Source organism: Azospirillum canadense (genome assembly GCF_025961225.1).
Lineage (GTDB): Bacteria > Pseudomonadota > Alphaproteobacteria > Azospirillales > Azospirillaceae > Azospirillum > Azospirillum canadense.
In genome coordinates this window covers 641,574-667,119 of sequence record NZ_JAOQNG010000007.1, presented here as the reverse complement: position 1 = coordinate 667,119, position 25,546 = coordinate 641,574, and the positions used below count along the sequence as shown (strand labels likewise).

Annotated in this window: 24 protein-coding genes and 3 pseudogenes; 19 read left to right on the top strand and 8 right to left on the bottom strand. The window is 66.3% G+C overall.

The features are described from left to right. The first annotated feature begins 4 nt into the window (after nucleotides 1–4). From M2351_RS30730 to M2351_RS30705, 6 genes are all read left to right on the top strand, one after another. Nucleotides 5–1,081 carry an aldose 1-epimerase family protein gene (locus M2351_RS30730; RefSeq protein WP_264659819.1) on the top strand — a complete coding sequence of 359 codons (1,077 nt, stop codon included), beginning with the start codon at nucleotides 5–7 and terminating at the stop codon, nucleotides 1,079–1,081. Nucleotides 1,082–1,104: 23 nt separating this feature from the next. Continuing rightward, on the top strand, nucleotides 1,105–2,043 hold the full coding sequence (gene rbsK / locus M2351_RS30725; RefSeq protein WP_264659818.1) for a ribokinase: 939 nt from the start codon (nucleotides 1,105–1,107) through the stop codon (nucleotides 2,041–2,043). Between the two features lie 12 nt (nucleotides 2,044–2,055). Further along, entirely contained in the window at nucleotides 2,056–3,711 is a 1,656-nt protein-coding gene (locus M2351_RS30720) for an FGGY-family carbohydrate kinase (protein ID WP_264659817.1), read from the top strand. A gap of 551 nt (nucleotides 3,712–4,262) precedes the next feature. Next, a complete protein-coding gene (locus tag M2351_RS30715; RefSeq protein WP_264659816.1) occupies nucleotides 4,263–5,183 on the top strand; it encodes a recombinase family protein in 921 nt (306 codons plus the stop codon). Between the two features lie 60 nt (nucleotides 5,184–5,243). Further along, nucleotides 5,244–5,789, top strand: coding sequence for a helix-turn-helix domain-containing protein (locus tag M2351_RS30710; RefSeq protein ID WP_264659815.1), 546 nt, complete (start codon nucleotides 5,244–5,246; stop codon nucleotides 5,787–5,789). 291 nt (nucleotides 5,790–6,080) lie between these two features. After that, nucleotides 6,081–6,359: a hypothetical protein gene (locus tag M2351_RS30705; RefSeq protein WP_264659814.1), complete on the top strand. Its 279-nt coding sequence runs from the start codon at nucleotides 6,081–6,083 to the stop codon at nucleotides 6,357–6,359. 212 nt (nucleotides 6,360–6,571) lie between these two features. Here M2351_RS30705 and M2351_RS30700 read toward each other — a convergent pair whose 3' ends face one another. After that, on the bottom strand, nucleotides 6,572–7,540 hold the full coding sequence (locus tag M2351_RS30700; protein WP_264659813.1) for an IS5 family transposase: 969 nt from the start codon (nucleotides 7,538–7,540) through the stop codon (nucleotides 6,572–6,574). A 491-nt stretch (nucleotides 7,541–8,031) separates the two neighbouring features. Further along, the gene (locus tag M2351_RS30695) at nucleotides 8,032–9,012 is read right to left on the bottom strand and encodes an IS110 family RNA-guided transposase (RefSeq protein ID WP_406567452.1); all 981 of its coding nucleotides are present in this window, start codon (nucleotides 9,010–9,012) and stop codon (nucleotides 8,032–8,034) included. Between the two features lie 89 nt (nucleotides 9,013–9,101). Here M2351_RS30695 and M2351_RS30690 point away from each other — a divergent pair, with 89 nt between their 5' ends. After that, nucleotides 9,102–9,665, top strand: a complete 564-nt coding sequence (locus M2351_RS30690; protein ID WP_264659811.1) for an IS5 family transposase — start codon at nucleotides 9,102–9,104, stop codon at nucleotides 9,663–9,665. Between the two features lie 210 nt (nucleotides 9,666–9,875). On the opposite strand, the gene M2351_RS30685 is transcribed toward M2351_RS30690, so the two are convergent. Continuing rightward, on the bottom strand, nucleotides 9,876–11,411 hold the full coding sequence (locus M2351_RS30685) for a PQQ-dependent sugar dehydrogenase (protein WP_264659810.1): 1,536 nt from the start codon (nucleotides 11,409–11,411) through the stop codon (nucleotides 9,876–9,878). Between the two features lie 429 nt (nucleotides 11,412–11,840). Here M2351_RS30685 and M2351_RS30680 point away from each other — a divergent pair, with 429 nt between their 5' ends. From M2351_RS30680 to M2351_RS30670, 3 genes are all read left to right on the top strand, one after another. Next, nucleotides 11,841–12,236, top strand: a complete 396-nt coding sequence (locus M2351_RS30680) for a Zn-ribbon domain-containing OB-fold protein (protein WP_264659809.1) — start codon at nucleotides 11,841–11,843, stop codon at nucleotides 12,234–12,236. Nucleotides 12,237–12,397: 161 nt separating this feature from the next. Continuing rightward, nucleotides 12,398–13,564: an ATP-binding protein gene (locus M2351_RS30675; RefSeq protein ID WP_264659808.1), complete on the top strand. Its 1,167-nt coding sequence runs from the start codon at nucleotides 12,398–12,400 to the stop codon at nucleotides 13,562–13,564. 370 nt (nucleotides 13,565–13,934) lie between these two features. Next, the gene (locus M2351_RS30670) at nucleotides 13,935–14,294 is read left to right on the top strand and encodes an HU family DNA-binding protein (RefSeq protein WP_406567451.1); all 360 of its coding nucleotides are present in this window, start codon (nucleotides 13,935–13,937) and stop codon (nucleotides 14,292–14,294) included. 40 nt (nucleotides 14,295–14,334) lie between these two features. Here the strand turns inward: M2351_RS30670 and M2351_RS30665 are convergent, their stop codons facing one another. From M2351_RS30665 to M2351_RS30650, 4 genes and pseudogenes are all read right to left on the bottom strand, one after another. Further along, complete coding sequence (locus M2351_RS30665) at nucleotides 14,335–14,517, bottom strand: hypothetical protein (RefSeq protein WP_264659807.1); 183 nt, start codon at nucleotides 14,515–14,517, stop codon at nucleotides 14,335–14,337. An 83-nt stretch (nucleotides 14,518–14,600) separates the two neighbouring features. After that, nucleotides 14,601–14,784, bottom strand: a pseudogene (locus M2351_RS30660) (IS1380 family transposase); the annotation flags it as partial. Between the two features lie 52 nt (nucleotides 14,785–14,836). Further along, nucleotides 14,837–15,811, bottom strand: a pseudogene (locus M2351_RS30655) (IS5 family transposase). 102 nt (nucleotides 15,812–15,913) lie between these two features. After that, the gene (locus tag M2351_RS30650; protein ID WP_264659806.1) at nucleotides 15,914–16,195 is read right to left on the bottom strand and encodes a hypothetical protein; all 282 of its coding nucleotides are present in this window, start codon (nucleotides 16,193–16,195) and stop codon (nucleotides 15,914–15,916) included. Between the two features lie 338 nt (nucleotides 16,196–16,533). On the opposite strand from M2351_RS30650, the gene M2351_RS30645 reads away from it, so the two are divergent. The 3 genes and pseudogenes from M2351_RS30645 to M2351_RS30635 all read left to right on the top strand — a co-directional run. Next, nucleotides 16,534–17,733 (top strand): IS256 family transposase, encoded by a 1,200-nt coding sequence (locus tag M2351_RS30645; protein WP_264654291.1) that lies wholly within the window; start codon nucleotides 16,534–16,536, stop codon nucleotides 17,731–17,733. Between the two features lie 131 nt (nucleotides 17,734–17,864). Beyond that, entirely contained in the window at nucleotides 17,865–18,455 is a 591-nt protein-coding gene (locus M2351_RS30640) for a transposase (protein WP_264659805.1), read from the top strand. A 195-nt stretch (nucleotides 18,456–18,650) separates the two neighbouring features. Continuing rightward, nucleotides 18,651–19,139 (top strand): annotated as a pseudogene (locus M2351_RS30635) (transposase); the annotation flags it as partial. Nucleotides 19,140–19,208: 69 nt separating this feature from the next. Here M2351_RS30635 and M2351_RS30630 read toward each other — a convergent pair. Then, entirely contained in the window at nucleotides 19,209–19,811 is a 603-nt protein-coding gene (locus M2351_RS30630; protein WP_264659804.1) for a cupin domain-containing protein, read from the bottom strand. Between the two features lie 209 nt (nucleotides 19,812–20,020). Between M2351_RS30630 and M2351_RS30625 the strand changes: the two genes are divergently transcribed. The 6 genes from M2351_RS30625 (at nucleotide 20,021) to M2351_RS30600 (ending at nucleotide 25,537) form a co-directional block, all read left to right on the top strand. Beyond that, nucleotides 20,021–20,905, top strand: coding sequence for a nitrilase family protein (locus M2351_RS30625; protein ID WP_264659803.1), 885 nt, complete (start codon nucleotides 20,021–20,023; stop codon nucleotides 20,903–20,905). Nucleotides 20,906–20,947: 42 nt separating this feature from the next. Then, nucleotides 20,948–22,186, top strand: coding sequence for a substrate-binding protein (locus M2351_RS30620; protein WP_264659802.1), 1,239 nt, complete (start codon nucleotides 20,948–20,950; stop codon nucleotides 22,184–22,186). Nucleotides 22,187–22,255: 69 nt separating this feature from the next. Then, entirely contained in the window at nucleotides 22,256–23,116 is an 861-nt protein-coding gene (locus tag M2351_RS30615; protein ID WP_264659801.1) for a branched-chain amino acid ABC transporter permease, read from the top strand. Further along, complete coding sequence (locus tag M2351_RS30610; protein ID WP_264659800.1) at nucleotides 23,113–24,117, top strand: branched-chain amino acid ABC transporter permease; 1,005 nt, start codon at nucleotides 23,113–23,115, stop codon at nucleotides 24,115–24,117. The genes M2351_RS30615 and M2351_RS30610 overlap by 4 nt, the downstream gene beginning before the upstream one ends. After that, a complete protein-coding gene (locus M2351_RS30605; RefSeq protein WP_264659799.1) occupies nucleotides 24,114–24,836 on the top strand; it encodes an ATP-binding cassette domain-containing protein in 723 nt (240 codons plus the stop codon). The genes M2351_RS30610 and M2351_RS30605 overlap by 4 nt, the downstream gene beginning before the upstream one ends. Further along, the gene (locus M2351_RS30600; RefSeq protein WP_264659798.1) at nucleotides 24,833–25,537 is read left to right on the top strand and encodes an ABC transporter ATP-binding protein; all 705 of its coding nucleotides are present in this window, start codon (nucleotides 24,833–24,835) and stop codon (nucleotides 25,535–25,537) included. Before M2351_RS30605 ends, M2351_RS30600 begins: the two co-directional genes overlap by 4 nt. Nucleotides 25,538–25,546: the final 9 nt, after the last annotated feature.

Sequence of the window (25,546 nt, the reverse complement as noted above, 5' to 3'; positions counted from 1 at the left end):
AGCCATGGCGCGCGTCACACTCCAGAAGGGCTTCTTCACCGACCGGGAGCGAGAGATCCTGTCCCACGCCGGCATGAGCGCCAGCCTGTTCCGCTACGACAGCGGGATCGAGGCGGTGCGCATCGCCAACGGGCGCGGGCACCTCGTGCTGCTGCCCTACATGGGGCAGATGGTCTGGGACGCCGTCTTCGACGGGGTGGATCTGACCATGGCGAACATGTTCAACCAGCCGCGTCCGGCCGACGTGATCGTCGGCACCTACGGCTGCTTCGCCTTCCACAGTGGCCTGCTCGCCAACGGCTGCCCCTCGCCGCAGGACACGCACCCGCTGCATGGGGAAATGCCTTGTGCCCCCATGGACGGCGCCGCGCTGAAGGTGGGGGAGGACACTGACGGCCCCTTCCTGCGCCTCACCGGGCACCGGGAATACGTCATGGGCTTCGGCGCGCATTACATGGCGCGGCCATCGGTGACGCTGCGGCCGGAGCGGACGCTGTTCGACATCGCCCTGTCGGTAGAGAACCTGGCCGGCGACCCGATGGACCTGATGTACATGTGCCACGTCAACTTTGCCTTCGCGGAGGGCGCCCGCATCGTTCAGCCCGCTCCCTATACGCCGGAGGCGACGGTGGTGCGCACGGCGGTGCCGGGCCACGTCCGCCCGACGCCGGACTACACCGCCCTTCTGGCCGAGCTGGAGCGCAACCCCGCGGCCATGGAGGTGCTGGACGAACCCCGGCGCTACAACCCGGAGCAGGTCTTCTACATCCGCGGACTGAAGACCGGACCCGACGGGCTGACCCGGATGATGATGCGCCGGCGGGAGGGCGACGGCTTCGCCATCGCCTACGACCCGGCCGTGTTCCCGCACACGGTGCGCTGGGTGCTGTGCAACGCCGACCAGAAGGTCGCGGCCTTCGCGCTGCCCGCGACCTGCGAACCGGAGGGCTACCTGGCCGAAATGCGCAAGGGCAACGTCCGCTCCCTACCGCCGGGCGGCCGGGCGGACTTCACCGTGCGGCTCGGCTACCTGACCGCGGAGGAGGCGGAGCGCACCGCCGCCCTGATCCAAAGCCTGTGATGCCGACCGAAAAGGAGCCTGTCATGTCCAAGCGCATCGCCGTTGTCGGCAGCAACATGGTGGACCTGATCACCTATGTGGCCCGCATGCCCGAACGCGGGGAGACGGTGGAGGCCCCCCGGTTTGAGATGGGCTGCGGCGGCAAGGGCGCCAATCAGGCCATCGCCGCAGCAAAGCTCGGGGCGGAGGTGCTGATGGTGACGAAGGTCGGCGACGACCCCTTCGCCGATACGACCATCCGCAATTTCCAGGACCATAGCATCGACACGCGGCATGTGGAGCGGGTGCCCGGCACCTCCAGCGGCGTCGCCCCGATTTTCGTCGAGCCGTCGGGCGAGAACAGCATCCTGATCATCAAGGGCGCCAACGCGGCGCTGAGCCCCGCCGACGTGGACCGCGCGGCGGATGACCTGAAGCGCTGCTCCCTCATCACCCTGCAGCTGGAAGTGCCGCTGGAGACGGTCTACCACACCATCGCCTTCGGCGCGGAGCACGGCGTCGAGACCCTGCTGAACCCGGCCCCGGCCTGCGCCGAGCTGGACGTGGAGCGCATCCGCAAGGTGACCTTCCTCGTCCCCAACGAGACGGAGCTGGCCATACTCTCCGGCATGCCGGTGGACACGGACGCGGCGGTCGAGGCCGCCGCCCGCTCCCTGCTCGCCAAGGGCCTGCGCACGGTGATCGTCACCATGGGAGGCCGTGGCGCCCTGCTGGTCACTGCGGAGGGTGCGACGCGCATCAACCCGGTGCGGGTGACCCCGGTGGACACCACCGGCGCCGGCGACGCCTTCATCGGCAGCTTCGCCCACTTCTACACGGAGACGCGCAATCTGACGCTCGCGCTGAACAAGGCCGTGCGCTATGCCGCCGACAGCATCACCCGCCCCGGCACGCAGAAGTCCTACGCGACCGCGAAGGAGTTTGAGGCGTTTTGCAAGGCGGTGGATGGGGCGGCGCAATAAGGGATTTCGACCATGACCCAGGCGGTTCGCGGGGTGGTTCTCGGCATCGATGTCGGCACGGGCAGCGCGCGGGCCGGGGTGTTCGATCTGGTGGGGCGGCGGCTCGGCAGTACCAGTCGGGAGATCCGCCTGTGGCACCCGGAGCCGGACTTCGCCGAGCAGTCCTCCGACGACATCTGGAACGCGGTGGTGCAGGCGGTGCGGGCGGCGCTGGCCGCCGCCGGGCCGGGGTTGCAGGTGGTCGGGATCGGGTTCGACGCCACCTGCTCGCTGGTCGCGCTGGACGCCGATGGAAAGCCGGTGTCCGTCAGCCCGACGGGAGACGACGCGCAGAACGTGATCGTCTGGATGGACCACCGGGCCATCCCACAGGCCGACCGCGTCAACGCCACCGGGCACCCGGTGCTAAGCTACGTCGGCGGGCGCATCTCGCCGGAGATGGAAACCCCCAAGCTGCTGTGGCTGAAGGAAAACCGGCCGGACGCTTGGCGCCGCGCCGCGCATTTCTTCGACCTGCCGGACTTCCTGACCTGGCGGGCGACGGGCGATGCGTCGCGGTCCCTGTGCTCGACCGTCTGCAAATGGACCTACCTGGGGCATGAGGGACGCTGGGACGAAGACTATTTCCGCAAGGTCGGCCTCGGCGACCTGGTGGAGGAGGGGTTCGCGCGCATCGGTACGGCGGTGCGGCCGATCGCCAGCCCGGTCGGGCAAGGGCTGTCGGCGCGGGCCGCGGCGGAGTTCGGGCTGCCGCCGGGCACGCCGGTCGGCACATCCATCATCGACGCGCACGCGGGCGGGGTGGGGGTGATCGGGGCGGCGCTGGCGTATGGCCCAATGGCCGATGGTCCCATAGACTTCGGCCGCCGGCTCGCCCTGATCGGCGGCACGTCCAGCTGCCACATGGCCGTGTCGGCGGAGCCACGATTCGTGCCGGGAGTCTGGGGCCCGTACTTCGCCGCGATGGTGCCGGGGCTGTGGCTGAACGAGGGCGGGCAGTCGGCGACCGGCGCGCTGATCGACCACATCATCCGCAGCCACGCCCGCGGCGCGGAGGCCGAAGCGGAGGCCGCACGCACGGGCCGGACGGTGTACGACCTGCTGAACGAGCGGCTCGATGCGCTGGCTGCGGTGACAGCGTTTCCTGCGGCGCTGACGCGGGACCTGCACGTCTTGCCGGACTTCCACGGCAACCGGTCCCCTCGCGCCGACGCGACGTTGCGCGGCATGGTGTCGGGCCTGCGGCTGTCCGACGGGCTGGACGATCTGGCGCTTCTGTATCTGGCGACCATCCAGGCTGTCGCCTACGGCACGCGCCACATCGTGGAGACGCTGAACGTCAAAGGTTACGCCATCGACACGGTGCTGGTCTGCGGCGGCGGAACCAAGAACCCGGTCTTCCTGCGGGAACACGCCGACGCCACCGGCTGCCGCGTCGTCCTGCCGGAGGAGCCGGAGGCGGTGCTGCTCGGCTCCGCCATCCTCGGCGCGGTGGCCGGAGGCGCCTACGGCTCCGTGACCGAAGCCATGGGCGCCATGACACGGGCTGGCCGGGCCATCGAGCCCGCGGGCGGAGCCGAGCGTGCCTTCCACGACGCCAAATACGCGGTCTTTCACCGCATGCACGCGGACCAGTTGGCGTATCGCTCCTTGATGGCTGGCCCATGATGGCCGGCCGCTGAAACCGGCTTTCGGCCGTCAGGCGACTTTGTTGCAGCGAGGTGAATTCGGTCGTCGAAACCCCTCCCCGCGTTCTGATTATGCGACGCGGACGGAATCCGGGCGTCCGAAGTCGAGCATGCGGTTCAGAACCCGAACCGCAATGGCGATCTCGGCGTGACGGCGATCCTCGGTGCGAAATCGCAAGCCGTTGCCGAGGACGCGTTTCCACCGGCTGAAGAACGCCTCAATGGGCTGATCACAAATGACAAAATCTGCCTGTCGCGCTCAGGGCGGCTTGTCCTGAGCTGGTGGCGGCTTGCTCTGCGCCTGCGGGGTCGCACTCAGGAGCGGGCGGGCACGGTTCCCGATCTGGACGGAGATCGGGGAGGGGCCGATGAAGCGCCACTGGCGGGTTCGCCGCGACATGCAGCCGGCGACGGATGGAGCCCGGCGGTGGGATCGGGCGTACATGCTCATCCTGGGCACGAGCCCGTCCGACCGCCAGCGGGATCAGGCGAAGGCGAGCCTCACCTCCCCACCGATACAGGAGGGGAACCATGATGACGGCGATTTACGTGCGGGTTTCGACCTCGCGACAGGCCCAAGCCCAAACCATCGAGCAGCAACTCGACCGGCTGCGCGCCCATGTCCAGGCGCACGGTGAAACCCTCGCCAGCGACGCCATCTTCCGGGATGACGGATACAGCGGGGCGACGCTCAACCGGCCGGGCCTGGACCGGCTGCGCGATGCGGTGCGGGCCGGCGAGGTCAGTCGCGTGCTGGTCACCGATCCCGATCGTCTGGCCCGCAATTACGTGCAGTTGATGGTCCTGCTGAAAGAACTGGAGCGCCACGGCTGTCAGGTCGCGTTTCTGGACCGGCCGATGGGACGCGACCCACAGGATCAGCTCCTGTTGCAGATCCGGGGCGCCGTGGCGGAATACGAGCGCACCTTGATCGCCGAACGCATGCGACTGGGGCGTCAAATGAAGCTGCGCGCCGGATGCCTGCTGCCCTGGACCCGAGCCCCTTACGGCTACCGTCTGGACCCTGACCGGCCGCGCGATCCAGCCGGCGTCACGATCGAGCCGGCGGAGGCCGCCGTGGTCCGAGAGCTGTTCGCCCGCTTCATCGAGGACCATGCCAGCCTGTTCAGCTTGGCCCAGTATCTGCGCGCCTTGGGCATCGCCTCGCCGACCGGCCGGCCGCTGTGGTCGCCGACGACGTTGCGCGGCATTCTGACCAACCCAAGCTACACCGGCCAAGTCTTCGCCGGGCGGTGGTGCAGGCGTCCGCCCCGCATCCGCCGGTCGGCCACCCATCCCATCGGCCACCCCACGGACACGGCGACCCCGGTTCCAGCGGAGCAGTGGCTGCCGGTGGCGACCATTCCGGCGCTGGTCAGCGCCGAGCAGTTCGAGCAAGCGCGCACCAAACTTGCGCAGAACCAAGCCTTAGTGGTGCATCCGGCAAGTTGATAGAAACTCCTGTGGCTGCGACTTGTTGACGGATCGAGTCCCCAGCCGAGGAGCCGGGCCATGACCATCCGCGTGCGCAGCGTGAGCGATGAGGAGCAGAACAGCCTCCTGCAACTGGCGCGTTCGCGCACCCGCGGGGCCGGCTTGGTGCGGCGGGCCCAGATCGTCGTGCACGCTCTGGAGGGGCTGTCGGCGCCCCAGATCGCGACGAGGATGGAACTGTGTGGCCATACCGTTCGCTTCTGGCTCAAACGCTTCAATGAGCGCGGGCTGCCGGGCTTGCAGGAGGACATGCGCTCCGGGCGGCCGCCGACCTACTCGGCGCAGGAGCGCAGCACGGTGATCCGTCTCGCTCTGAGCCGTCCGGCGGAGCTGGAACTGCCCTTCGCCTGCTGGACGCTGGATCGCCTGGTCGCGTACCTGAGTGAGCACGGCATCGGCATGCGCCGCAGCCGGATCAGCGAGATCCTGCTCGACGAAGGGCTCAAGTGGCGCCACGAGGAGACGTGGTTCGGTGAACGCGTCGCTCCCGACTTCGCTAAAAAAAGGGGGCGATCGAGACCCTCTATACGGCGCCACCAGCCGGCAGCGTCGTCCTCTGCCTAGACGAGATGGGCCCGCAGGCGAGCAAAAGCTATCCCGGCCAGCGGTTGGTCAAGCCGGCCGGACCGAAAGCCGAGCGGGCTCGACAGGAGATCGATTACGGCCGGCGCGATGTCGCCGGCTACGTCTTCGGCGCGTTCCAGCCGGCCACGGGAGACGCCTTCACCGCGACCTACGAGGGCCGGACCACGACGAACTGGATCGACTTCCTCAGCCAAGTCGAGGGCTGGATCGCACCGGCCGCCGAGCGCGTCTACGCCGTGGTGGACAATCTCCACCCACAAAGTGCTCGACGTGCTTCTGTTCAATCTGGCCCATCCGCGCTGGGAGTTTGTCTTCCAGCCCACATACGCCGCTTACCTGAACCTCATCGAACCCTGGTGGAAGGTGTTGCGCTCCCTAGCGCTGAAGGGGCGGCGCTTCGAGTGTTGGGCCGAGATCGAGAACGCCATCCACCGCGCCACCGAGTATTGGAACGCTCACAAGCATCCGTTCATCTGGGGCCGCCGGCGGCGGCACCGCGCACCCCGCCGCTTCGGGATCGCCACCAGACCAAACGCTACACTCTTTTAGCGGATGCACCACTTAGCCCGGCGCCACAATACTCGGCACACCTACTTGCTGCGTGCCTTGGTGAGTTGCGGTGTGTGCCAGTCGGGCACCGTCAAGTTCGGGCTGGCTGGCGGGCTGCGGGTGACGGTATAGGGCTGGGATGACGTCGCGCCCCGATTGACCTGTTGCAGCGAGGCGAGCAGGGCAAGAGGTCGCCCCAGCCCCGTTGGTGATCACGCGATGCGGACGGAGTTCGGGCGTCCGAGGTCGAGTATGCGGTTGAGGACGGCGACGCCGATGGCGACCTCGGTGGCCTGGGCTGCGTCGGTATGGAAGCGCAGCGCGTCGCCAAGGACGCCCTTCCAGCGCGCCATTTGGCTCTCCACGCCGGCCCGCGTGTTGTAACCGCTGCTCCGCTGCCAGGCCATCCGCCCTGTCTGCGCGATCATCTGGATGTGACGATCGCGTTGGGTCGGGACGCTGTCGCCGGTGTCGCTGAGCACGGCGTCGCGGCGGGGCGGCGCCACGACCGCGGCCTCGGGATGGCGCTCCCGGACCGACGCGTAGACGCCGCTCCGGTCATACGCGCCGTCCCCGGTCACCGAGGCCACCGGCCCAGAGACCTGATCGAGCAAGGGGCCGACCTGCGAGGCGTCATCGACGCCGCGCTCGGTCAGCGTGGCGGCGACGATCCGGCCGCTTCCCGCATCCATGCCGATGTGTAGCGCCCGCCAGGAGCGCCGCTTCTTGGTCCCATGCTTCTCAATCAGCCATTCGCCCGGCCCGCACAGCTTCAGCCCCGTGCTGTCGATCAGCAGGTGAATGGGCCCGCCGCTCGAGCGCGGCGCTGACGGCAGTGTCACCGTCCGGGCGCGGCGGGCGATGGTGGAGTGATCGGGCACCGGCAGCTCAAGCCCGAGCAGGTGGAGAATGGAGCCGATCAGCCCCTCGGTCTGCCGCAGCGCCAGTTGGAACACCGCGCGCAGCATGAGCGCGGTGGTGATGGCGAGATCCGAAGAGCTCGCCTGTCCACCCGGCGTCCGGCGCGGTGCCGCTTTCCACTGCTCGATCGCCTCGTCAGTGACCCAGAGGGTGAGGCTGCCACGCTGGCGTAGAGCGGCATCATACTCGGCCCAGTTGAGAACGCGTCGCTGTGGCCGGGCAATGTGGTGGCGGCGAGCAGCGTTGGCTTTATAGGGCATTGGTAACGGATCCCGCGGACGCCAGAGGGACCTTGCCTACGGCACCACCGACATCCGTGCAACATCTATGGACGCTCCCCGCCCTTGCAAGAGCGACGTTCTCCGTTCCGGCCTCTGACTTGGTTGCAGCCATCTATTCGGCCTGTTGTTGCAGCAAAGCTGCTGGCCCGGATGAAATCCGCGGATCGGCTTCCATTCAAAGTGACGAGCGGATCTGCTCAGTGTTGCACACGGATTTGGCCGATCCCGGTCTGACCAGTCATTGCCATCCCATCGTTCATCGCCGTCGCAAGCCGAGGGAGAGCTTCTTCACCGTGCCCACGCCCAAGAGGGCACAGAACCTCATGTTAATCTCTTCCTCTTTGTTCGACCCAGAAGACCTCCTCTTCGTCCCGACCTGCCGCCCCCCGGACGCCGCGCGCAGCACAGGGCAAGGTCGGCCCAGCGGGCCGCCGCGCCAGCGGCTTGACCTTGCCCGCGCGAGCACGGCGTCACACTGGCGCCAACGGGACGCATGGTCCTTCTCCTCCCGGGGCCGCCACGGCCGGACCTGGGCGCCGATAGGTTTCACCGCGGACCATCACGGCCCAGGCGATGCGCGCCGTCTTGTTGGCCAGGGCCACCGTCACGACGTTCATCGGCCGGCGCTGTAGCAGGCCGGCGAGCCACGGCGAGGTCGTGCGCCACCAGCGGACGACCGCACGAGCGCCGTGCACGAGCAGTTGGCGCACGTAGCCATCGCCGGCTTTGGTGATATGGCCGAGCCGCTCGGTGTTGCCGCTGGAGTGCTGCAGGGGCACCAGCCCCAGCCACGCCGCCAGATGCCGCCCGGAGGTGAAGGTCTTCGCGTCCCCAACGGTCGCCACCAAAGCGGTCGCGACCATCGGGCCAATCCCCGGGATCGTCATGAGGCGACGGCACACCTCATCGCCCTTGGCTTGCTCGGCCAACTGCGTCTCCAGCTCGCCGATCCGGCGCTCGGCATCGCGCAGGTGATCGACCAAGCTCTGCAGCACCGTCTTGGCCAGAGTGGGGATCCGCTCGTCGCCGGGATCGGCCAGCCGTGCGGTCAGTTCGGCCACCTTGTGGGCGCCTTGCGGGGCGATGATGCCGAACTCGGCCAGATGCCCACGCAGCGCGTTGATCAGCTGCGTCCTCTGGCGCACCAGCAGAGCCCGCACACGGTGGAGGACCAACGTGCTTTGCTGCTCCGGCGTCTTGATCGCAACAAAGCGCATGCTCGGCCGCTGGACGGCTTCGCAGATCGCTTCGGCATCGGCGCGGTCGTTCTTGTGGCGCTTGACGTAGGGTTTCACGTACTGCGGCGGCATCAATCGCACAGTGTGGCCCAGCTGGGCGAGCTCCCGAGCCCAAAAATGCGCACTGGCGCAGGCCTCCAGGCCGACCAGACAGGGCGGCAGAGTCGCGAAGAACGCCCGCACCCCGTCGCGGCGCAGGCGCTTGGTCAGCACCGTCTCCGTGATGAGAGGGACTTCCCCCATCAGATGGCGTCACCACGCCAGAAACGGGGAGCGTCCATCCCATTCAATCCGGCACCGGCGTGAAGCTGTGCGGGCCGGGCGAGTGGCTGGTCGAAAAGCACGGAACCCAGCGCTGCCGCGCCTGGAAGAAGCTGCATGTCGGCGTGGATGCGGCCAGTGGGCGGATCGTGGTGGCGACCCTCACCGATCATGATGTCGATTTCGCCTCGCAGGTCGGCCCGCTGCTGGCCCAGATCGAGGAGCCTCTCGCCGCGTTCGTGGCCGATGGCGCTTACGACCAGATCGGCGTGACCGAAGCTGTGGCGGCGCACACGCCGGATGCGGCCGTGATCGTGCCGCCCCGCTCCACCGCGGTGCCGAGCGCGCACGCCGCGACTAACCCGATGCAGCGCGATCGGCACCTCCAGCACATTACCGAACACGGGCGCATGGCGTGGCAGACATCGTCCCGGTACAATATCCGCGCCCTGGTCGAGGCCGCCTTCAGCCGCTGGAAACGTGTCGTCGGCGATGCCCTGCGGATCCGGACCGAGGATCGGCGGAACACCGAAATCGCCATCGCGGTCCGGGTCCTGAACCGCATGCTTGACCTCGGACGCCCGGACTCCGTCCGCGTCGCGTAATCAGAAGGCCGGGGAAGGGTTTCCTGCGGCCGAAGTCACCTCGCTGCACCAAGGTCGGTTGCTGCCTGAAGCTGCTCAAACTGGAACGACTTTCACCCAACCGCCGACTTTGCAACAGAACCTTAATTTCTGCCTTCGAGGCCGATGACGCTGACGTACGCTGTCGCGCCGGCTTTCGGGGCCTTGGAGTGATCACGATCAGTCCGATGCTCAGCTTGGGATAAACCAACTGGGTGAGACCTGGCTTGCCGGAACACCCATCAACTGCATGGACGACCCGTCAGAAAACGTGACCAGACTGCCCCCCAAACGCTCAGTCACACCGGTTTCCCTCAAACCCGGCGCCATCTGAAACTGGTCGCCTTCGGAGCCGTTAAAGTCGATCACCAGATCGGCGCCGCCGCCGGGCGTAACCACAAAGCGGTCAGCCCCCGGGCCACCAATCAGCGTGTCGTTGCCAGCGTCGCCTTCCAGCCAATCCGCGCTCGAACCGCCATATATCATGTCTCCCCCGTCGCCGCCGAATAGGGTGTCGCTCATATCTGCGGAACTGACCTGAGGCGTCAGTCGGAAGACGTCGCCATCGTAATCAATCAGGTACAGATTGCCGCGAGCGTCCTCGCCAAAGGACGTCGGCTGATTGATGGCACCGGCATCGGGCATGACCTGCTTTGTCCGATCGACCACCGACCAGCCGCTGCTGGTTTTCTGGAGCGTCCAAAGGCGGGCCGAGCCGAAATCGGAAAAGAAATATTGGCCTTGCAATCCGTCGCTCGGGCCACGGTAGACGTAGCCACCTGTAATCGACCTTCCGACGTCATGGTCATAGGTGTAGATCGGCGCGATCGAACTGCCGCCGGTCAGGACTCCGGCCTTATAGCTCAACCGCCCTTCCAAGACGGGCCAACCGTAATTGCCGCCCTTGGCGCCAATGTTGATCTCTTCTTCGCGGTTTTGGCCAACGTCGGCAATGTAAAGGTCGCCCGTGGCGCGGTCGAAACTTGGTCGCCAGGGGTTGCGCAGACCGTACGCCCAGACTTCTCCAGCCCCGCTTGTGCCCACGAAAGGATTGTCGGCGGGAATCGAGTAGTTCCGCGCCGGATCGGCCGGAAAGCCGTCGGCGTTGACGTCCAAGCGCAGGATTTTGCCCAGCAATCTGCCAGTGTTCTGCGCATTGTTGTCTGGATCGCCAGTTCCGCCACCGTCGCCCAGTCCGGCGTAAAGGGTCCCATCCGTCCCGAACTGGAGCCAGCCGCCCTTGTGGTTGGTGAAATTGGGTTGATCAACGCCAATGACGATCTGCCCGGTCGCCGGATCGGCCACATTACCCGCCGGCTCAGCTTGATACCGGCGGATTTCCGTGTCGCCGTTGCGGTTGACGAGATTGACGTAGAATAGGCCGTTCATGGCGAAGTCCGGGTGGAAGGCGAGACCGAGCAGGCCCTCTTCTTCCGCCGTGACGATTTGATCGGAAAGGTTCAGAAATGGTTGCGGCAAGACCTTCCCGGAATTCAGGTCAAGGATGTCGATCCGACCGGTCTTTTCGACGATGAACAGTCGTGATGCGTCGCCGGGCGGAGCCGTAACGAACAATGGTTGCTCCAGCCCGGTCGCCACGCGAGAGGCGGTGATGGAAGTGATTTGGGCCTGTGGGCCTTGTGGGTTAAAACCGTAGATCACATCGGGGCCCGCTCCGCCCCGCACTTCATTACCGCCGTCGTCGCCCACCAAGAGTTGAGTAGCCATTGTTCACGATCCGACCAGTCTTTGAATGACAGCTGACCCGGCCGCACCGAAGAGCGGCCAGCTAAAGAACATGCCATGAGTAATGCGCCGTAGGTCGTCCAGCCTCGGAAGTTCCTGAAGACCTAGGCTCATAAATACTGGCCTTTTCGGGTCGCGGTTGAAAGCCAGCGAAAGCGGCTCTGGCGGTAGAAATAGGCGCACATATTCTTCAGAAGAGCTGGGTGTAAAATGGTAATAGCTCTATCTTGTGAGGGAGTGATTAATTCTGACGAAACACTTTGTCGGATTAATAGTCTCTTCGGGCGCTTTCTGCACGCCGCAGGCTTCCCCCGGCGGCTCCCAGGAGGTGCCCGACGCTCCATTGGCACTGGTGCACGCCGATGGCGGGGTGCTGTCCTCCCACGTGACACTGCTTCTGGAGGCCTTGCCATGACGGCTCACGCCTATGGGGACGATTGGACCAGCGGTGTGGAGGCCATCGTTTTTGAGACGTGCGACACGTGCCGGTCCCATTGGTACTTCGCCCGCAACCGCTGTCCCGCATGCGGCGCGGCCACCGTGACACGGGTGCCGTCGCGCGGCGAAGGAACGGTATGTGCGGTGACCTCGGTCAGCCGCGCTCCAGCTCCGGAGTTGCGCGCTTTTGTCCCCTACCGGGTCGCGCTGATCGACCTTGACGAGGGGGTTCGCGTGATGGGCCATGCCGGCGATGGCGTGATGATCGGAAACCGAGTCCGTGGGGCCTATCGCCGGTTGGGCACTGTTCTGGTGCCCTTCTTTACGGCGTCGGGGTCGCTCAGAGATGGTCCAGAAAACTCTCGTTGATCCCCTTACGCCCCATGTGCCGGTTTCATCTCCTCCCCGTTGTTTCTCGCCCGCCTATGACGTCACCCCCACCCGCCGAGCGATCACGACTATTGCCGAATTATGGTGACTTACATAAATTATGGTTCAGCGCATAATCGCGCATAATGGGGAGCGGCGGCATGCCTGCAAGCACCAGCAAGTTCCTGTTCCACCGCCCGGACTTGGCGCGCCAGATCGTCGATCGCCTGACCGGAGACTCGCCCTTCGGGGCCGAGCCGACCCTCTGCCTGACCGCCCCCCGGCGCACCGGCAAATCGACGTTCCTGCGGCACGACCTGGCCCCCGAATTGGAGAACCGGCACATCGCGGTCGTCTACGTCGACCTTTGGTCCGACCGCAACGCGGACCCTGGGCACCTGATCGCCGAGGCGATCAAGCAGGCGCTGCGGCGCGCCGAAGGGCTGCCGGTGCGGGTCGCCCGTTCGGTGGGCCTCAGCAAGGTCGGCGTCGGCGCGACCGCCATCGACCTCGACCGGATCGGACAGCCCCAGGGCGCCACGCTGACCGACGCGCTGGGCGCGTTGATCGATCGGACCGGCAAGCGGGTGGCGCTGGTCGTGGACGAGGCGCAGCACGCCAGCGCGACCGAGGCCGGTCTGAACGCCATGTTCGCGCTCAAGGCCGCCCGTGACACGCTCAACACGCGCGAGGACAGCGCCGACGGGCCGAACCTCGTGCTGGTGCTCACCGGCTCCCACCGCGACAAGTTGGGCCGGTTGGTGCTCGGGCGCGACCAGCCCTTTTACGGCGCCAGCGTGCAGAACTTCCCGCTGCTCGGCCGCGATTACACCGACGCCTACGCCGCCTGGCTCAACGAGCGCCTGGCGGCCGACAATCGGTTCGATCCGACGGACGTGTTCGCCGCGTTCGACGTCGTGGGCCGGCGCCCCGAGATCCTCGCGCAGATCCTCAAGGACATCGCGCTCGACGACGGCGCGGGCGAACTCCGCAAGGCGCTGAGCGCCGGGGCGGAGACACTGCGCGGTCGGCTTTGGCAGGACTACGAGAGCGCCTGGTCGTCGCTCACCCCGCTCCAGCAAGCCGTTATCGCGCGTCTGGTCACCGAAGAGGCTCAGTTTACCCCGTTCTCGGCGGCCTCGCTCGCGGCCTACGCGGCGGCCGTCGGCGAGCCTGTCGAGGTGCCGTCCGTGCAGGCGGCCATCGAGGCGCTGCGCCGCGACAACCTGGTCTGGCGCTCGGCGCGTGGGCAGTATGCCCTGGAGGACCAGGGCATGGCGGAGTGGCTGAAGGCGCGGCGGCCGACGCAGCGACCGGAGCAGACGTAGGACGGCGCGAAAACTGACAAACTGCCCCGACGCTCCGGAGCCGGGGCTTCTTCGTGCCGCCCGCCGCATCAGGGCGCGCCACCGATCCGCGCGGTTGCGGGTATCCGGTCCGGCGTGACGAACGCGTGGAGAACGTTGGGCCACCCTCTGCCGCAACGTTCCAAAACCGTGTCGGCGGCGCAGAACTTGGGCCTCGAACACACCGGTGGCGTCGCGCAGCCGGACGCGCAGCGGTCGCCGTCTCGGCCCGTTGTCGTCATGGCGCCCTGCCAAGGGGGGCTCGCCCATCCCCGATGTGTTGTTTGTGGCGAAACCGGCCCGCCCGTCGGGGGCAAACCGCGCTTCTCAGCGGAAGCGGCGCCGCGGCATCTTGCCGAACGGCCTGGAAACCCGCATTCTCGGCGCGCGCCGCCACTGGCGGAGGAGGAGGATGGGGGAAGTCATGAACAAGTCCGATTTCGTTACCAAGGTCGCCGAAAAGTCCGGTTTGAGCAAGGCCGATGCCGGGAAGGCCGTCGACGCTTTCCTGGAGAGCGTCACGGACGTCCTCGCCGCCGGCGACGAGATCAAGTTCCCCGGCTTCGGCGGCTTCGAGGTCGCGGAGACCGCCGCGCGCAAGGGCGTGAACCCGGCGACGAAGCAGCCCATCGACATTCCGGCCGGCAAGGCGCCGAAGTTCCGGCCCGGCGCTTCGCTCAAGCAGGCGGTCAGCGGCAAGGTCTCCGCCTGACGCTTGGGAACCAGAGGCCCAGCCTCCGCCGGTGGACCGGTCAGCCCGGTTGTCCGGCGTGGCCAGCCGACGCCTGCGCCAGGTCGTCCAGCAGGCGCCGGGAGGCCGGATAGTCGGACGCCCCGGCGAGGGCCGCCAGGGTGCGGTGGGCCTCGGCGCAGAGACGGCGCTGCTCTTCGATGGTGTCGGCGAGATGCCACCACAGCGTCTCCTCGGGGCGCAACTCGCTCCCAGGACTTTCCGCCGCCGTGATGTGCGCCCAGCGTCGCGCCTGACCGAGCAGACCGTGCGGGCGGGGTGGGGTCAGCGTCCGGTGCCGTGGCGCAGGTTGGTGAGGACGAAGCGGGTGTCGGTGCCCTGGTCTCCGGCCTCGACCCGGGCGACGATGCGCCTCACCCGGCTTCCGGGTGCTGGCGCCGTCGTAAAACGTCTTGCAGCGGCGCACCTTATCGGCTCCGGGCGTGCCCTGGAAGCGAGCGGCGGTGCTGGGCGTTGTTGCGTAAATCGCGCTACGGACAGGCTTCGCGCCTTGCCCGCGGCCCTCAGGCCACCTTATGGGAAACCGGCATGCCGAGGCTGGTCATGCGGTTGATGACCGCGCAGGCGATGCGGGCTTCGACCTTCTGCGCGGGCAGAGTCCGAGCCCGGAGCCTGCGTCCGATCACAGTTTTGTACCGGGAGAAAGCGGTTTCGCCCAGCGCGCGCTTTCCATAGCCGGTCGCCCGCTGCCAGCCCATCCGGCCCTTTTCGGCGAGGACGTGGATATGCTGATCGCGCTGCGTCGGGGCGGTCTTGGCGGTGTCACTGAGCACCGCCGTACAGCGCGGTGGAATGATCACCGCGGCGTCGGCGTGGCGTTCGGCGATGGCCTGGTACACCGGCACGCCGTCATAGGCGCCATCGGCCAGCACGGCCCGGACCGGGCCTGGGATCTGATCGAGCAAGGGGCCGACCTGGGACGCATCGCCGTCCTCGGTCGCGGTGAGTTCGGCGGCGAGGACGTTACCGCTCTCCGGATCGACGGCCACGTGCACCCGACGCCAGCTGCGGCGTGGTTTGCCACCGTGCTTCTCCTGCCGCCATTCGCCGGTGCCAAACACCGTCAGCCCGGAGGAGACGATGGACGATGACGACGTCGACCGGCCTTGTCAGCGTCTTCAGTGCGGTGGTCAGCGGTAACCGGGCGCTGCGTCGGGCCAGCGTGGTGTCGTCGAGGACCGGCACGTCGAGCCCGAGCAACTGGACGATGGAGCGCAACAGGCCCTCGGTCTGGCGCCACGGCCGGCCCATCGCCGGGCGCAGCATGATCCCGTTTCTATGGCGAGGTCCGAGTATGCCAGCGAGCAGCCCCGCCGCCCGGTCTGGACCGGCGTCCACGTGGCCAGTGCCTCGGAGGAGACCCACATCGTCAAACGGCCGCGCTGCCGCAGAGCCCGGTTGTACTCCCGCCAGCGCCCGACTTTGTACTTGGCGTTCGGGATCGTGTGGCGACGCGGTTCTTTGTGCTTGTACGGCATGCGGGGTCTCAAATTCAGCTCCCGCCTCTATTCCCCAATCGCCCCTCAGGCCACCAGGACGGCCCCCGGCCGGGTTTGTGCAACAAGGCCCAACATGACTCCTCAAAACGGCCGCGCGGCGGTGGCGTACGGCACCACCCGGCTGAGCTGGAGATCAAGCAGGCTCACTTCGCCAAACCGGCGCATGGCCTCGGCGATGACCGCCGCGGCGTTGCTCCGGATGGTCTCGTGATCGCCGGTGGCTTCGAGCCGCTGAGCGGGCCCCGCTGCGCCAGGCAGAGCCATCACCTGGAACCGATACACGCCGCGCGGCAGACGCGTTGGCACGTGTTCATCGACCACCCGCCAAGCGACCCGCTGCGGATCTCCGGACAGATTCGGCACGCTTGGGCAACGGTGCGTGATGTAAGAGGCTGTTGAGAAGAAGCTCGAGGAAAATCAGTGCAAATGCGATGGCGGATGCGCGAGTCGCTTCACGAGAATGTGGCTCATCGCCATGTAAATGAATGTCTCCTCCGACTCTGGAAGGCGCTCGTAATCTTTTGACAAACGGCGAGATGTCGATCGCGTCCCACCGCGTGGTGTCTGAGGCGTGAGGCTGGCCCGCCGGAGCGCTCCCCCATAGCTGGCGCAGGCGGGCCGGCCGTTCGGGAGCGGCGGTCACCGTGTTCTTCGGCTAAGTTGAGGTTGCTTAACGACCATCAACCAAGACGGAGACCACGATGACCGAGGACAGGATCGCTCTTCAGGAGCTGATTGGGAAGAGCGCCGATGCCGACTTTCTGCGCGAGATGGTCGGCTTCGCCGCCCAGCGCCTGATGGAGCTGGAGGTGGAGAGCCTGTGCGGCGCCGGGTATGGCGAACGCAGCGAGGACCGCCAGACCAAGCGCAACGGCTACCGGGAGCGGACCTGGGAGACGCGCGCCGGGGCCATCGACCTGCGCATCCCCAAGCTGCGGCGCGGCTCCTACTTCCCGGCCTTCCTGGAGCCGCGCCGCACCGCGGAGAAGGCGCTAATCGCGGTGATTCAGGAGGCCTACGTGCAGGGCATCTCGACGCGCAACGTCGATGATCTGGTCAAGGCGATGGGCATGACCGGCATCTCCAAGAGCCAGGTCAGCCGCCTGTGCCAGGACATCGACGAGCGCGTGCAGGCGTTCCTGAACCGGCCGCTGGAAGGCGACTGGCCCTTTGTGTGGCTGGATGCGACCTACGTGAAAGTGCGCCAGGACGGCCGCATCGTCTCGCTCGCCGCCATACTGGCCATCGGCGTCAACAGCGATGGCCGGCGCGAGGTGCTGGGGCTCGGCCTCGGGCTGTCGGAAGCCGAGACCTTCTGGACCGATTTCCTGCGCACCCTCACCCGCCGGGGCCTACGCGGCGTAAAGCTGGTGATCGCCGATGCGCATCTCGGGCTGAAGGCCGCCGCTTCCAAGGTGCTGGGCGCCACACTTCAACGCTGTCGTGTTCATTGCATGAGGAATCTCCTCGCCTGCGTCGGCAAGGCGCACCAGACGATGGTCGCGGCCACCATTCGCACCGCCTTTGCCCAGGAGACCGCTGAGGCGGCGCATGAGCAGTGGCGCCGGGTGGCCGACAGCCTGCGGCCGCGCTTTTCCAAGCTGGCGGCGCTGATGGACGAGGCGGAGTTCGACGTGCTGGCCTACATGAAGTACCCCAAGGACCTGCGCACCAAATTGCACAGCACGAATCCTCTGGAGCGGCTGAATGGCGAGATCAAGCGGCGCACCAACGTCGTCGGCATCTTCCCTGGCGAAGGGGCGGTTGTGCGCCTCGTCGGCGCCTTGCTGCTGGAGCAGCATGATGAATGGGCGGTGGCCCGGCGCTACATGACCATGGAAAGCCTGGCCGAGCTGTGCCACCCTCACACCCCTGATCCGCTGTCCATCGCAGCGGAGTAGACCGGCGGCCTCAACCCGCCGAAGAGCACAGAGGCCCCCTCAGACACCACGCCTCGGGGCACGATCCGGCCGCGCGCGAGACTGTCGATCTGCACGGCGGGGCCGTCGATTTCGAAGCGCTGCAGTTCGAAGTGCGCCAGGAGATCGCGCACATCCGGCTGCTCGAGGAGCAGATCGCGGAACTGAACGCGCGGATCGCAGCGCTGTACACGCGCCTACACCCGAGCGATGTGCTGCGTTCGATCCCTGGCCTCGGAACTCGGCTTGCCGCTGTGATCTTGGGATTGGTGCAGGATGCCGGGCGGTTCCAGGGGGAACGCCATCTGCGGGGCTTCTGCGGCTTGGTTCCCAAACGCAGCGCTTCGGGCGGGGTCGAACGACCGGGGCAGAAGTTGACCAAGAGCGGTCATGACCGGATCAAGTGGGCACTTTATCTGGCGGCCGACGCCGCCCGGCGGGTCGATCCGCAACTGGCCGAGGTCTACTGGCGCTTGATGGTGCACAAGGGCCATCACCATCGCCAGGCGTTGTGTGCGGTGGCGAACCGTCTGGTCAACCGGATCCTGAGCGTGCTCCGGAGCGGCCGATCCTATGGTCTGCGTGGCCTGGAGGGCGAGCCGATCACGGTCGCCCAAGGCCGGCCGATCATCGCCGCTCGGTTCAGCGTGCCGGCGGCGATCCGAGGCAGCCGACGCCGCCAACGGGTCGCGGCATGCGGATGACCGCTCTTCCATGTCTCTTGGTTCGACCGCAAGACGACCGTCTCTTCGTCCCGACCGGCTTGCCCCAAGGCGCCGCGCGCAGACACCGGCTAGGCCGGGCCTTCAGGCCCGCCGCCTCCGGCGGCATGGCCTTGCCGGCGGCGAGCACGGTGCCAGGCTGGGGTGGTCGGGAGCTGTTGACAGTTGGTACGAGATCACTTGGCGGTCGATCCCGATGCCGGCGCGATCCTCGCGTCCGCGCTGACGACCACGCAGGACGGCGATGCTTCCCTGGTCGGCCCACTGCTCGACCAGATCGCCCGCCCAATCGGCACGGTGCTGGCGGACGGGGCTTACGACGGCGAGCCCGTGTACCGCGCCGTCGCCGCCCACAGTCCTGACGCGCAGGGGATCATCCCGCCGCGCTCAACCGCGGTGCCGAGCGCCACGACCGAAAATGCCCCCAGCCAACGCGACCGCCACATCCAGATGAGCGCCGAGCGTGGTCGGTTGGGCTGGCAGCGGGCGGTGCAGTACGGCCGCCGCTCCTTGGGCGAGGTGGCGATGATGCGCTATAAGCAACTGATCGGGCGCAGCCTCCGGGCTCGGAGTCTGCCGGCCCAGAAGGTCGAGGCCGCCGTCGGCTGCAAGGTCATGAACATCAGGACCCGCTTGGGCATGCCGGCCACCTCCAAAGTCGCCTGATCACCACTGGCCGCCCGTGGACTCCGCCCTCACGCCGATTTGCGCGCCAAAGTCACGGGAAACCGCCTCTTAAAACGTTACTGGCGTGTTGATCCAGAGTATCCGGGCCGTCTCCGTGCCGATATTACGATAACTGTGGGGAACTTCCGACGGAAAGAAGAAGGAATCGCCGGGGCCAAGTTGGTACACAATTTCGCCAAGGATCAATTCGATTTGGCCCGACAGGATATAGCCAACCTCCTCCCCGGCATGCTGGATCGCCCCGCCGTTGGACGCGCCGGGGTCGACCACGTGGATATTCCCCTCCAGCATCCGCTTGTCCGAGGGCGGAATGAGCTGCTCAAGACGAGTGGAGTTCCGCAAGACGGTAACCGGCCGCGTGCCGACCCGCTGCACGACAACCTCCTGCTCCTCCGGGACCGCCGTCAACTGGGCGATGGACGTGCCGAGGCAGGTCGCCAGTCGGTGCAGCGTCCGTAATGACGGTCTCGCCTTGTCCCGTTCGATCTTCGACAGCATGCTCTCCGAGCACCCGGCCGCTTCCGCCACATCCCGTAACCGCATCCGTCCGGCAAGTCGCGCCCTTTTGAGGCGGGCTCCGATGTTCAGCACGACGTCATCACGTTCCATGGCGCAGGGGGCTAAGCCGTCGACAGAGTCGTTTTTCGTCATCGCGCGCACGCTCCTTCGCCTCCTTCCATACCGCTGCACGAGCCTGAACACAAACCGCCGAAGAGGCGGGCCCAATGCGCGGCCACGCTTTCCCCGGTTTGCACCATCCTTGCACCACTTTCAAGTGACTTGACTGATTGTTCGCTATACGTATCAATAGGTCAACGGACCTGGGTGCGCAGCACCTCGACACGTGGGGATGAAACGCGATGGTGGACGCAAAGGGTAAAGAGGCGGCGACGGTGCGGGTCGCTTGCATTCAGATGGAGCCGCGGGTCGGCCAGAAAACGGAGAACATTCAGCACAGCCTTGAGCTTGTCAACCAAGCGGCGGATGCCGGGGCAACCTTGATCGTGCTGCCGGAGCTGGCGAATTCGGGCTATGTCTTCGAGACGCGTGAAGAAGCGTTTGCGCTTTCCGAGCCCGTTCCAGGCGGCGAAACCTATCAGGCTTGGGCCGATGTGGCGGCCCGGCGCCATCTCTATATCGTCGCCGGCATTTGCGAACGTGATGGGGAGGTTCTGTACAATTCGTCGGTCGTGATCGGCCCCTCAGGGCACATCGGGACCTTCCGGAAGGTCCATCTCTGGAACGAAGAGAATCTGTTCTTCGAACCAGGCGATCTTGGGTTCCCGGTTTTCAAGACGCCGCTCGGCCGCATCGGAACCTTCATCTGCTATGACGCATGGTTCCCTGAAAGCTATCGGCTATGCGCGCTGCAGGGCGCTGACATCGTCTGCATCCCGACCAACTGGGTGCCGATCCCCGGCCAAGAGGAAGGCCGCCAGGCCATGGCGAACATCCTGGTGATGGGGGCGGCCCACTCCAATTCGGTCTTCATCGCCGCCGCCGACCGCGTCGGTACGGAACGCGGCCAACCCTTCATCGGGCAGAGCCTGATCGCGAGCTACACCGGATGGCCCATCGCCGGCCCGGCGAGCGTCACCGACGAGCAGATCATCTACGCCGACGTCAACCTCGCCGACGCCCGGCGCAAGCGGAACTGGAACGAATACAACCAGGTCCTGCGCGACCGGCGCACCGACGTCTATGACGAGATGCTCGGCTCCGCTGTCCAGCGCGGCTGGTACTGAAAATCTTCTGAAAAAAATCCACTCGGACCAGGGGAGGAAACTATGGAGAAGACGTTCGGGAGAGTGTCTCGGCGGACGGCGTTGAAGGGAGTGGCCGGTGCGGTCGCCGCCATGGCGGCTCCTTCCGTCATCACAAAGGCCTGGGCGGCCACTCCGATCAAGGTCGGCGTTATTTCCCCCCTGACCGGAGCTTGGACCGTCTATGGCAAGGCCCATTACTCAGGCTTCGAGCTTGCGGTCGGTGAGATCAACAAGGCTGGCGGTGTCCTCGGACGGCCGATCGAAATCGTCGTCGGCGACAGCAAGACCGAACCGCGCATCGTCGTCGAGCAAGCCAACCGGCTGATCCGCCAGGAGCGTGTCGACTTCCTCGCCGGCACCTTCAGCAGCGCCGAGCGCAACGCCGCCGGTCCGGTGGTGGCGCAGAGCGGTAAGCTTCTCCTCTACCCGACCTGGTACGAAGGGCAAAGCCAGGAGTTCTACCCCGGAGTGTGCAACAAGGGCATCTTCATGTTCGGCCCGGAGCCGTCCCAGCAGGTCTGGCCCCATGTCGATTACATCATGAAGAAGCACGGCAAGCGGTTCTTCCTCATCGGCTCGGACTACGCGTGGCCGCGGGAGACCAACAAGATGTTCAAGGAGAAGTTCAAGGAACTCGGCGGCGAGGTGGTCGGCGAGGTCTACATCCCCTTCAACACGCCGCAATACGAGTCGGTGCTGCGGGATATCCGGAATGCCAAAGCGGAGGTCGTGTTCCACTCGCTGACCGGCAGCGACACCGTTAATTTCCGCCGCCAGATGCACGCCGCCGGCATGAACAAGGACATCGCCTTGTGGACGGTGGACGACGAGGAGGTTGTGACCTCGGGGCTCGGCCCGGAGGTCTCCGCGGGAACCTACGTCAGCTTCGACTACTTCATGACCATCGACCAGCCCAACAACAAGGCATTCCTGGAGAAATTCCGGGCGAAATACGGACCCGATGCCCTGGTGAACACGGTGGGTGTGGGCATGTACAACGCCGCCCATATGCTGGCGCTCGCCATCGCCAAGGCGGGGGCGACGGACACGGCCAAGGTGCGCGATGCGCTGGGTGGCCTGACGTTTGAACAGGCGCCGCAAGGGCCGGTGCGCATGCGCGCCGACGACCATCAGGCCGTGCTGCCGTCTTACCTCATGCAGGTCCGCAACAACTGGACCGGCGTGAACGACATGTTCCAGCAGGTGCAGGCTTTGCCGTCGGTCGATCCGGTGCCCGCCAAATGCAAGTTGCCGCTGTAGCGGGCGACGGACGAGGGCACGCTCATGCGGACGTGCCATCGCGCACGTCCGCTTGCCAAGGATAAGCTCATGGGGTCGTTTGCTGGCGTCTTAATCGACGCGACGCTCATCACGCTGGTGTTAGCGCTGGCGGCGACCGGCCTGGCCGTCGTCTTCGGCCTAATTGGCGTCGTCAACATGGGGCACGGGGCGTTTCTCACCCTGGGCGCGTACTTCACCTGGGCCGGGATCCAGGCCGGCTTGCCGTTCCTGATCGCGGTCGTGCTGTCGGCGCTGGGCGTCGGGTTGATCGGTCTCATCCTGGAACTCGTGCTGATCCGGCACTTCTATGACCGGCCATTCGAGACGCTGCTGCTGACCTGGGGCATGTTCCTGGTCGTCACGGAGCTGATCAAGATCGTCTTCGGCACGGATTTCCGGAACGTTCCCAGCCCTCTGCCCGGCACGCTGAGCATGGGGGACATTCAAATCCCCGCCTACAGGCTGGCGGTGTCGCTCTTCACCATCGTCCTGCTGTTCGGGTTGGCCGGGCTCCTCTTCCACACCTCCGTCGGTCTGCGCGTACGGGCGCTGGTCCAACAGCAGGAGTCCGCGGCGCTGCTGGGGCTGAACGTCGAACGGCTCTACCGCCAAGTGTTCACGCTCGGGGCCGCATTGGCGGGGCTGGCCGGCGCCCTGATCAGCCCGATGCTGAGCATCGATCCCTACATCGGCAACGTCTTCCTGGTGCGGTCCTTCTTCGTGGTGACGCTGGGCGGCCTTGGCCAGATCCTCGGCGGCACCGTCGTGGGCAGTTTCATCATCGGTGGTTCCGAGACGCTGTTCGCGCTGTTCAGCAGCCAGGTGGTCGCCCAGACGATCGTTTTCGCGCTGGCCATCGTCCTGTTGAGATTCCGGCCCACGGGCCTGCTGGGGAGTGACCGCCGATGAGCATGGCCGTCGCAGACGGGCGGGCGCGCAACCGCCGCCTTGGAGAGGAAATCGTCGCCGCTGTTCTCTTCCTGCTTCTGACGGCCATCCCGGTTGTCACCTCCGGATACGTCGTCTACATCCTTCCCCAATACATGCTCTACGGCATGCTTGCGATGTCGCTCGCCCTGCTGTGGGGCAACGTCGGGATCCTCAGCTTCGGACAGGCAGCCTTCTTTGCGCTGGGCGGTTACGCCCTGGGCATCGTCATGAAGGAACCGCTGGCCATCAACCCGGCCTACGTCGGCCTGTTGGTCGCCCTCGTGTCGGCCGCCCTCATCGCCGCCCTCGTCGGCTGGTTCCTGTTCAGCGCCGGCGTGCGGGACAGCTACTTCGTGCTGGTCACGTTGGCCCTGTCCATCATCGCGGAGCAGATCGCCGTCAGCCAGTCGCAATGGACCGGCGGCTGGAACGGGCTGTTTCTGATGCGCATGGACCTGACCTTGGGATCGGCGCTGACCTACTCGCTGACGGAAGATGCGCCCGCCTATTACGCGGTGCTGGTGGTCATGGTGATCACCTACGCCGTGCTGCGGGCCTTGACCCGCTCCCGGTTCGGCAAGCTTCTCGCCGGCATCCGGGAAAATGAATTGCGCATGACCTCGCTCGGCGTTTCCGTTCCGCTGTGCAAAACGCTGGCCTTCGCAGTGTCGGGCGCGGTGGCGAGCCTGTCCGGCGCGCTGTACGGGATGCATTCCGGTTTTGTCTCGCCGTCGCTCGGTGGTGTCCAGTTCTCCACTGAGATCGTGGTTTGGGTGGCGATCGCCGGGCGTTCGTCGCTGCTGGCGGCCCTGATCGGTGGCATCACCGTGTCGTCCATCTCGAATCTGCTGAGTTCCATCACCCCGCAATATTGGCAGCTCTGCATCGGTATCCTGTTCATTCTGGTCATCGCCTATTTCCGGGGCGGCGTCGCGGCGGCGCTGCCGTCGCTGCTCGGACGCTTTCGGAGCCATCCATGACGGAAACGCTGCTTCGCATTCGCGGATTGTCCAAGCATTTCGGCGGCGTGATCGCCAACGCCGATGTCGATTTCGAACTGCCGGCGGGAGCCATCGCCAGCATCATCGGCCCGAACGGCGCCGGGAAGACGACCTTCATCAGCATGGTTTCCGGGCACCTGAAACCGACGGCGGGCCGCATCGAGTTCGGTGGCCACGACGTCACGCGGCTGTCGGTGGAAAAGCGCGCCCGGCTCGGCATCTCCCGAAAGTTCCAAACACCAAGCGTCTTTCCCAACCTGACGGTCTGGGAGAATGTCGAACTCGCGGTGCTCGCCTCGCGAAAGCGACCCGCCGACACCGATCAGCGCGTTGCTCAGGTGATCGACCTGGTCCGGCTTGCCGAGTTTTCGGGATACCGGGCTGTGTCCCTCTCGCACGGCCAACGGCAATGGCTTGAGGTCGGGCTGCTGCTGGGCAACGACGCCAGCCTGCTGTTGCTGGACGAGCCGACAGCCGGCATGACGGCAGCCGAAACGCACGCAACGGCGGAGCTCATCCGCCGGCTGTCCCGCGAGTTGGGCCTGTCGGCGGTCATCATCGAGCACGACATCCAATTCATCCGCGACCTGCGCGCGCCCGTGACCGTGCTTCATCTCGGGCGGGTGTTTGCACAGGGCAGCTTCAAGGAGGTCTCCGCGGACGAGCGGGTTCGCAGCATCTACTTGGGAAAGGCATGATGGAACTGGACCTTCAGCATGTCAGCGCCGGATACGGCAGCATCGCCGTCCTGCGCGACCTCAGCCTGACCATTCCCGACCGGGGCATCCTCGGGATCCTGGGCCGCAACGGCATGGGCAAGTCCACCCTCGTCCGCTGCATCAGCGGGCTGAACCGGGCGACCTCAGGCCGTATCCTGGCGGATGGACGCGACATCACCTCCCTGCCGGTGCATGAGCGGGCTCGGCTGGGGATCACCGCCGTGCTCCAGGGGCGGGGGACCTTCCCGAAACTGACCGTGCGGGAGAACCTCGACATGGGGCGGGTCGGGGCCGGCGTAAAGCGGCCCAGCCGCTTCGACGAGGTGGTCGGCTACTTCCCGCGCCTCAAGGAGCGCCTCGCACAGAAGGCCGGCACCATGAGTGGCGGCGAGCAGCAGATGCTCGCGATCGGCCGGGCTTTGATGGCCCACCCGACGGTCATTCTGCTCGACGAGCCCTCCGACGGTATTTCGCCGCTGATCGTGCAGCAAATCGCGGAGATTCTGGGCCGCATCAACCGGGAGCAGGGCATCACGATCCTCATCGTCGAACAGAATGTGCCGATGGTCTTCAGCATGACGGAGGAGTGCGCGATTATGGAAAAGGGCCAGATCGTTCTGCGCGGTCACCGGGAGGACCTCGAGCGTGGCGGTGCGATGGACGAATACCTTGTGGTCTGAACCGGACAG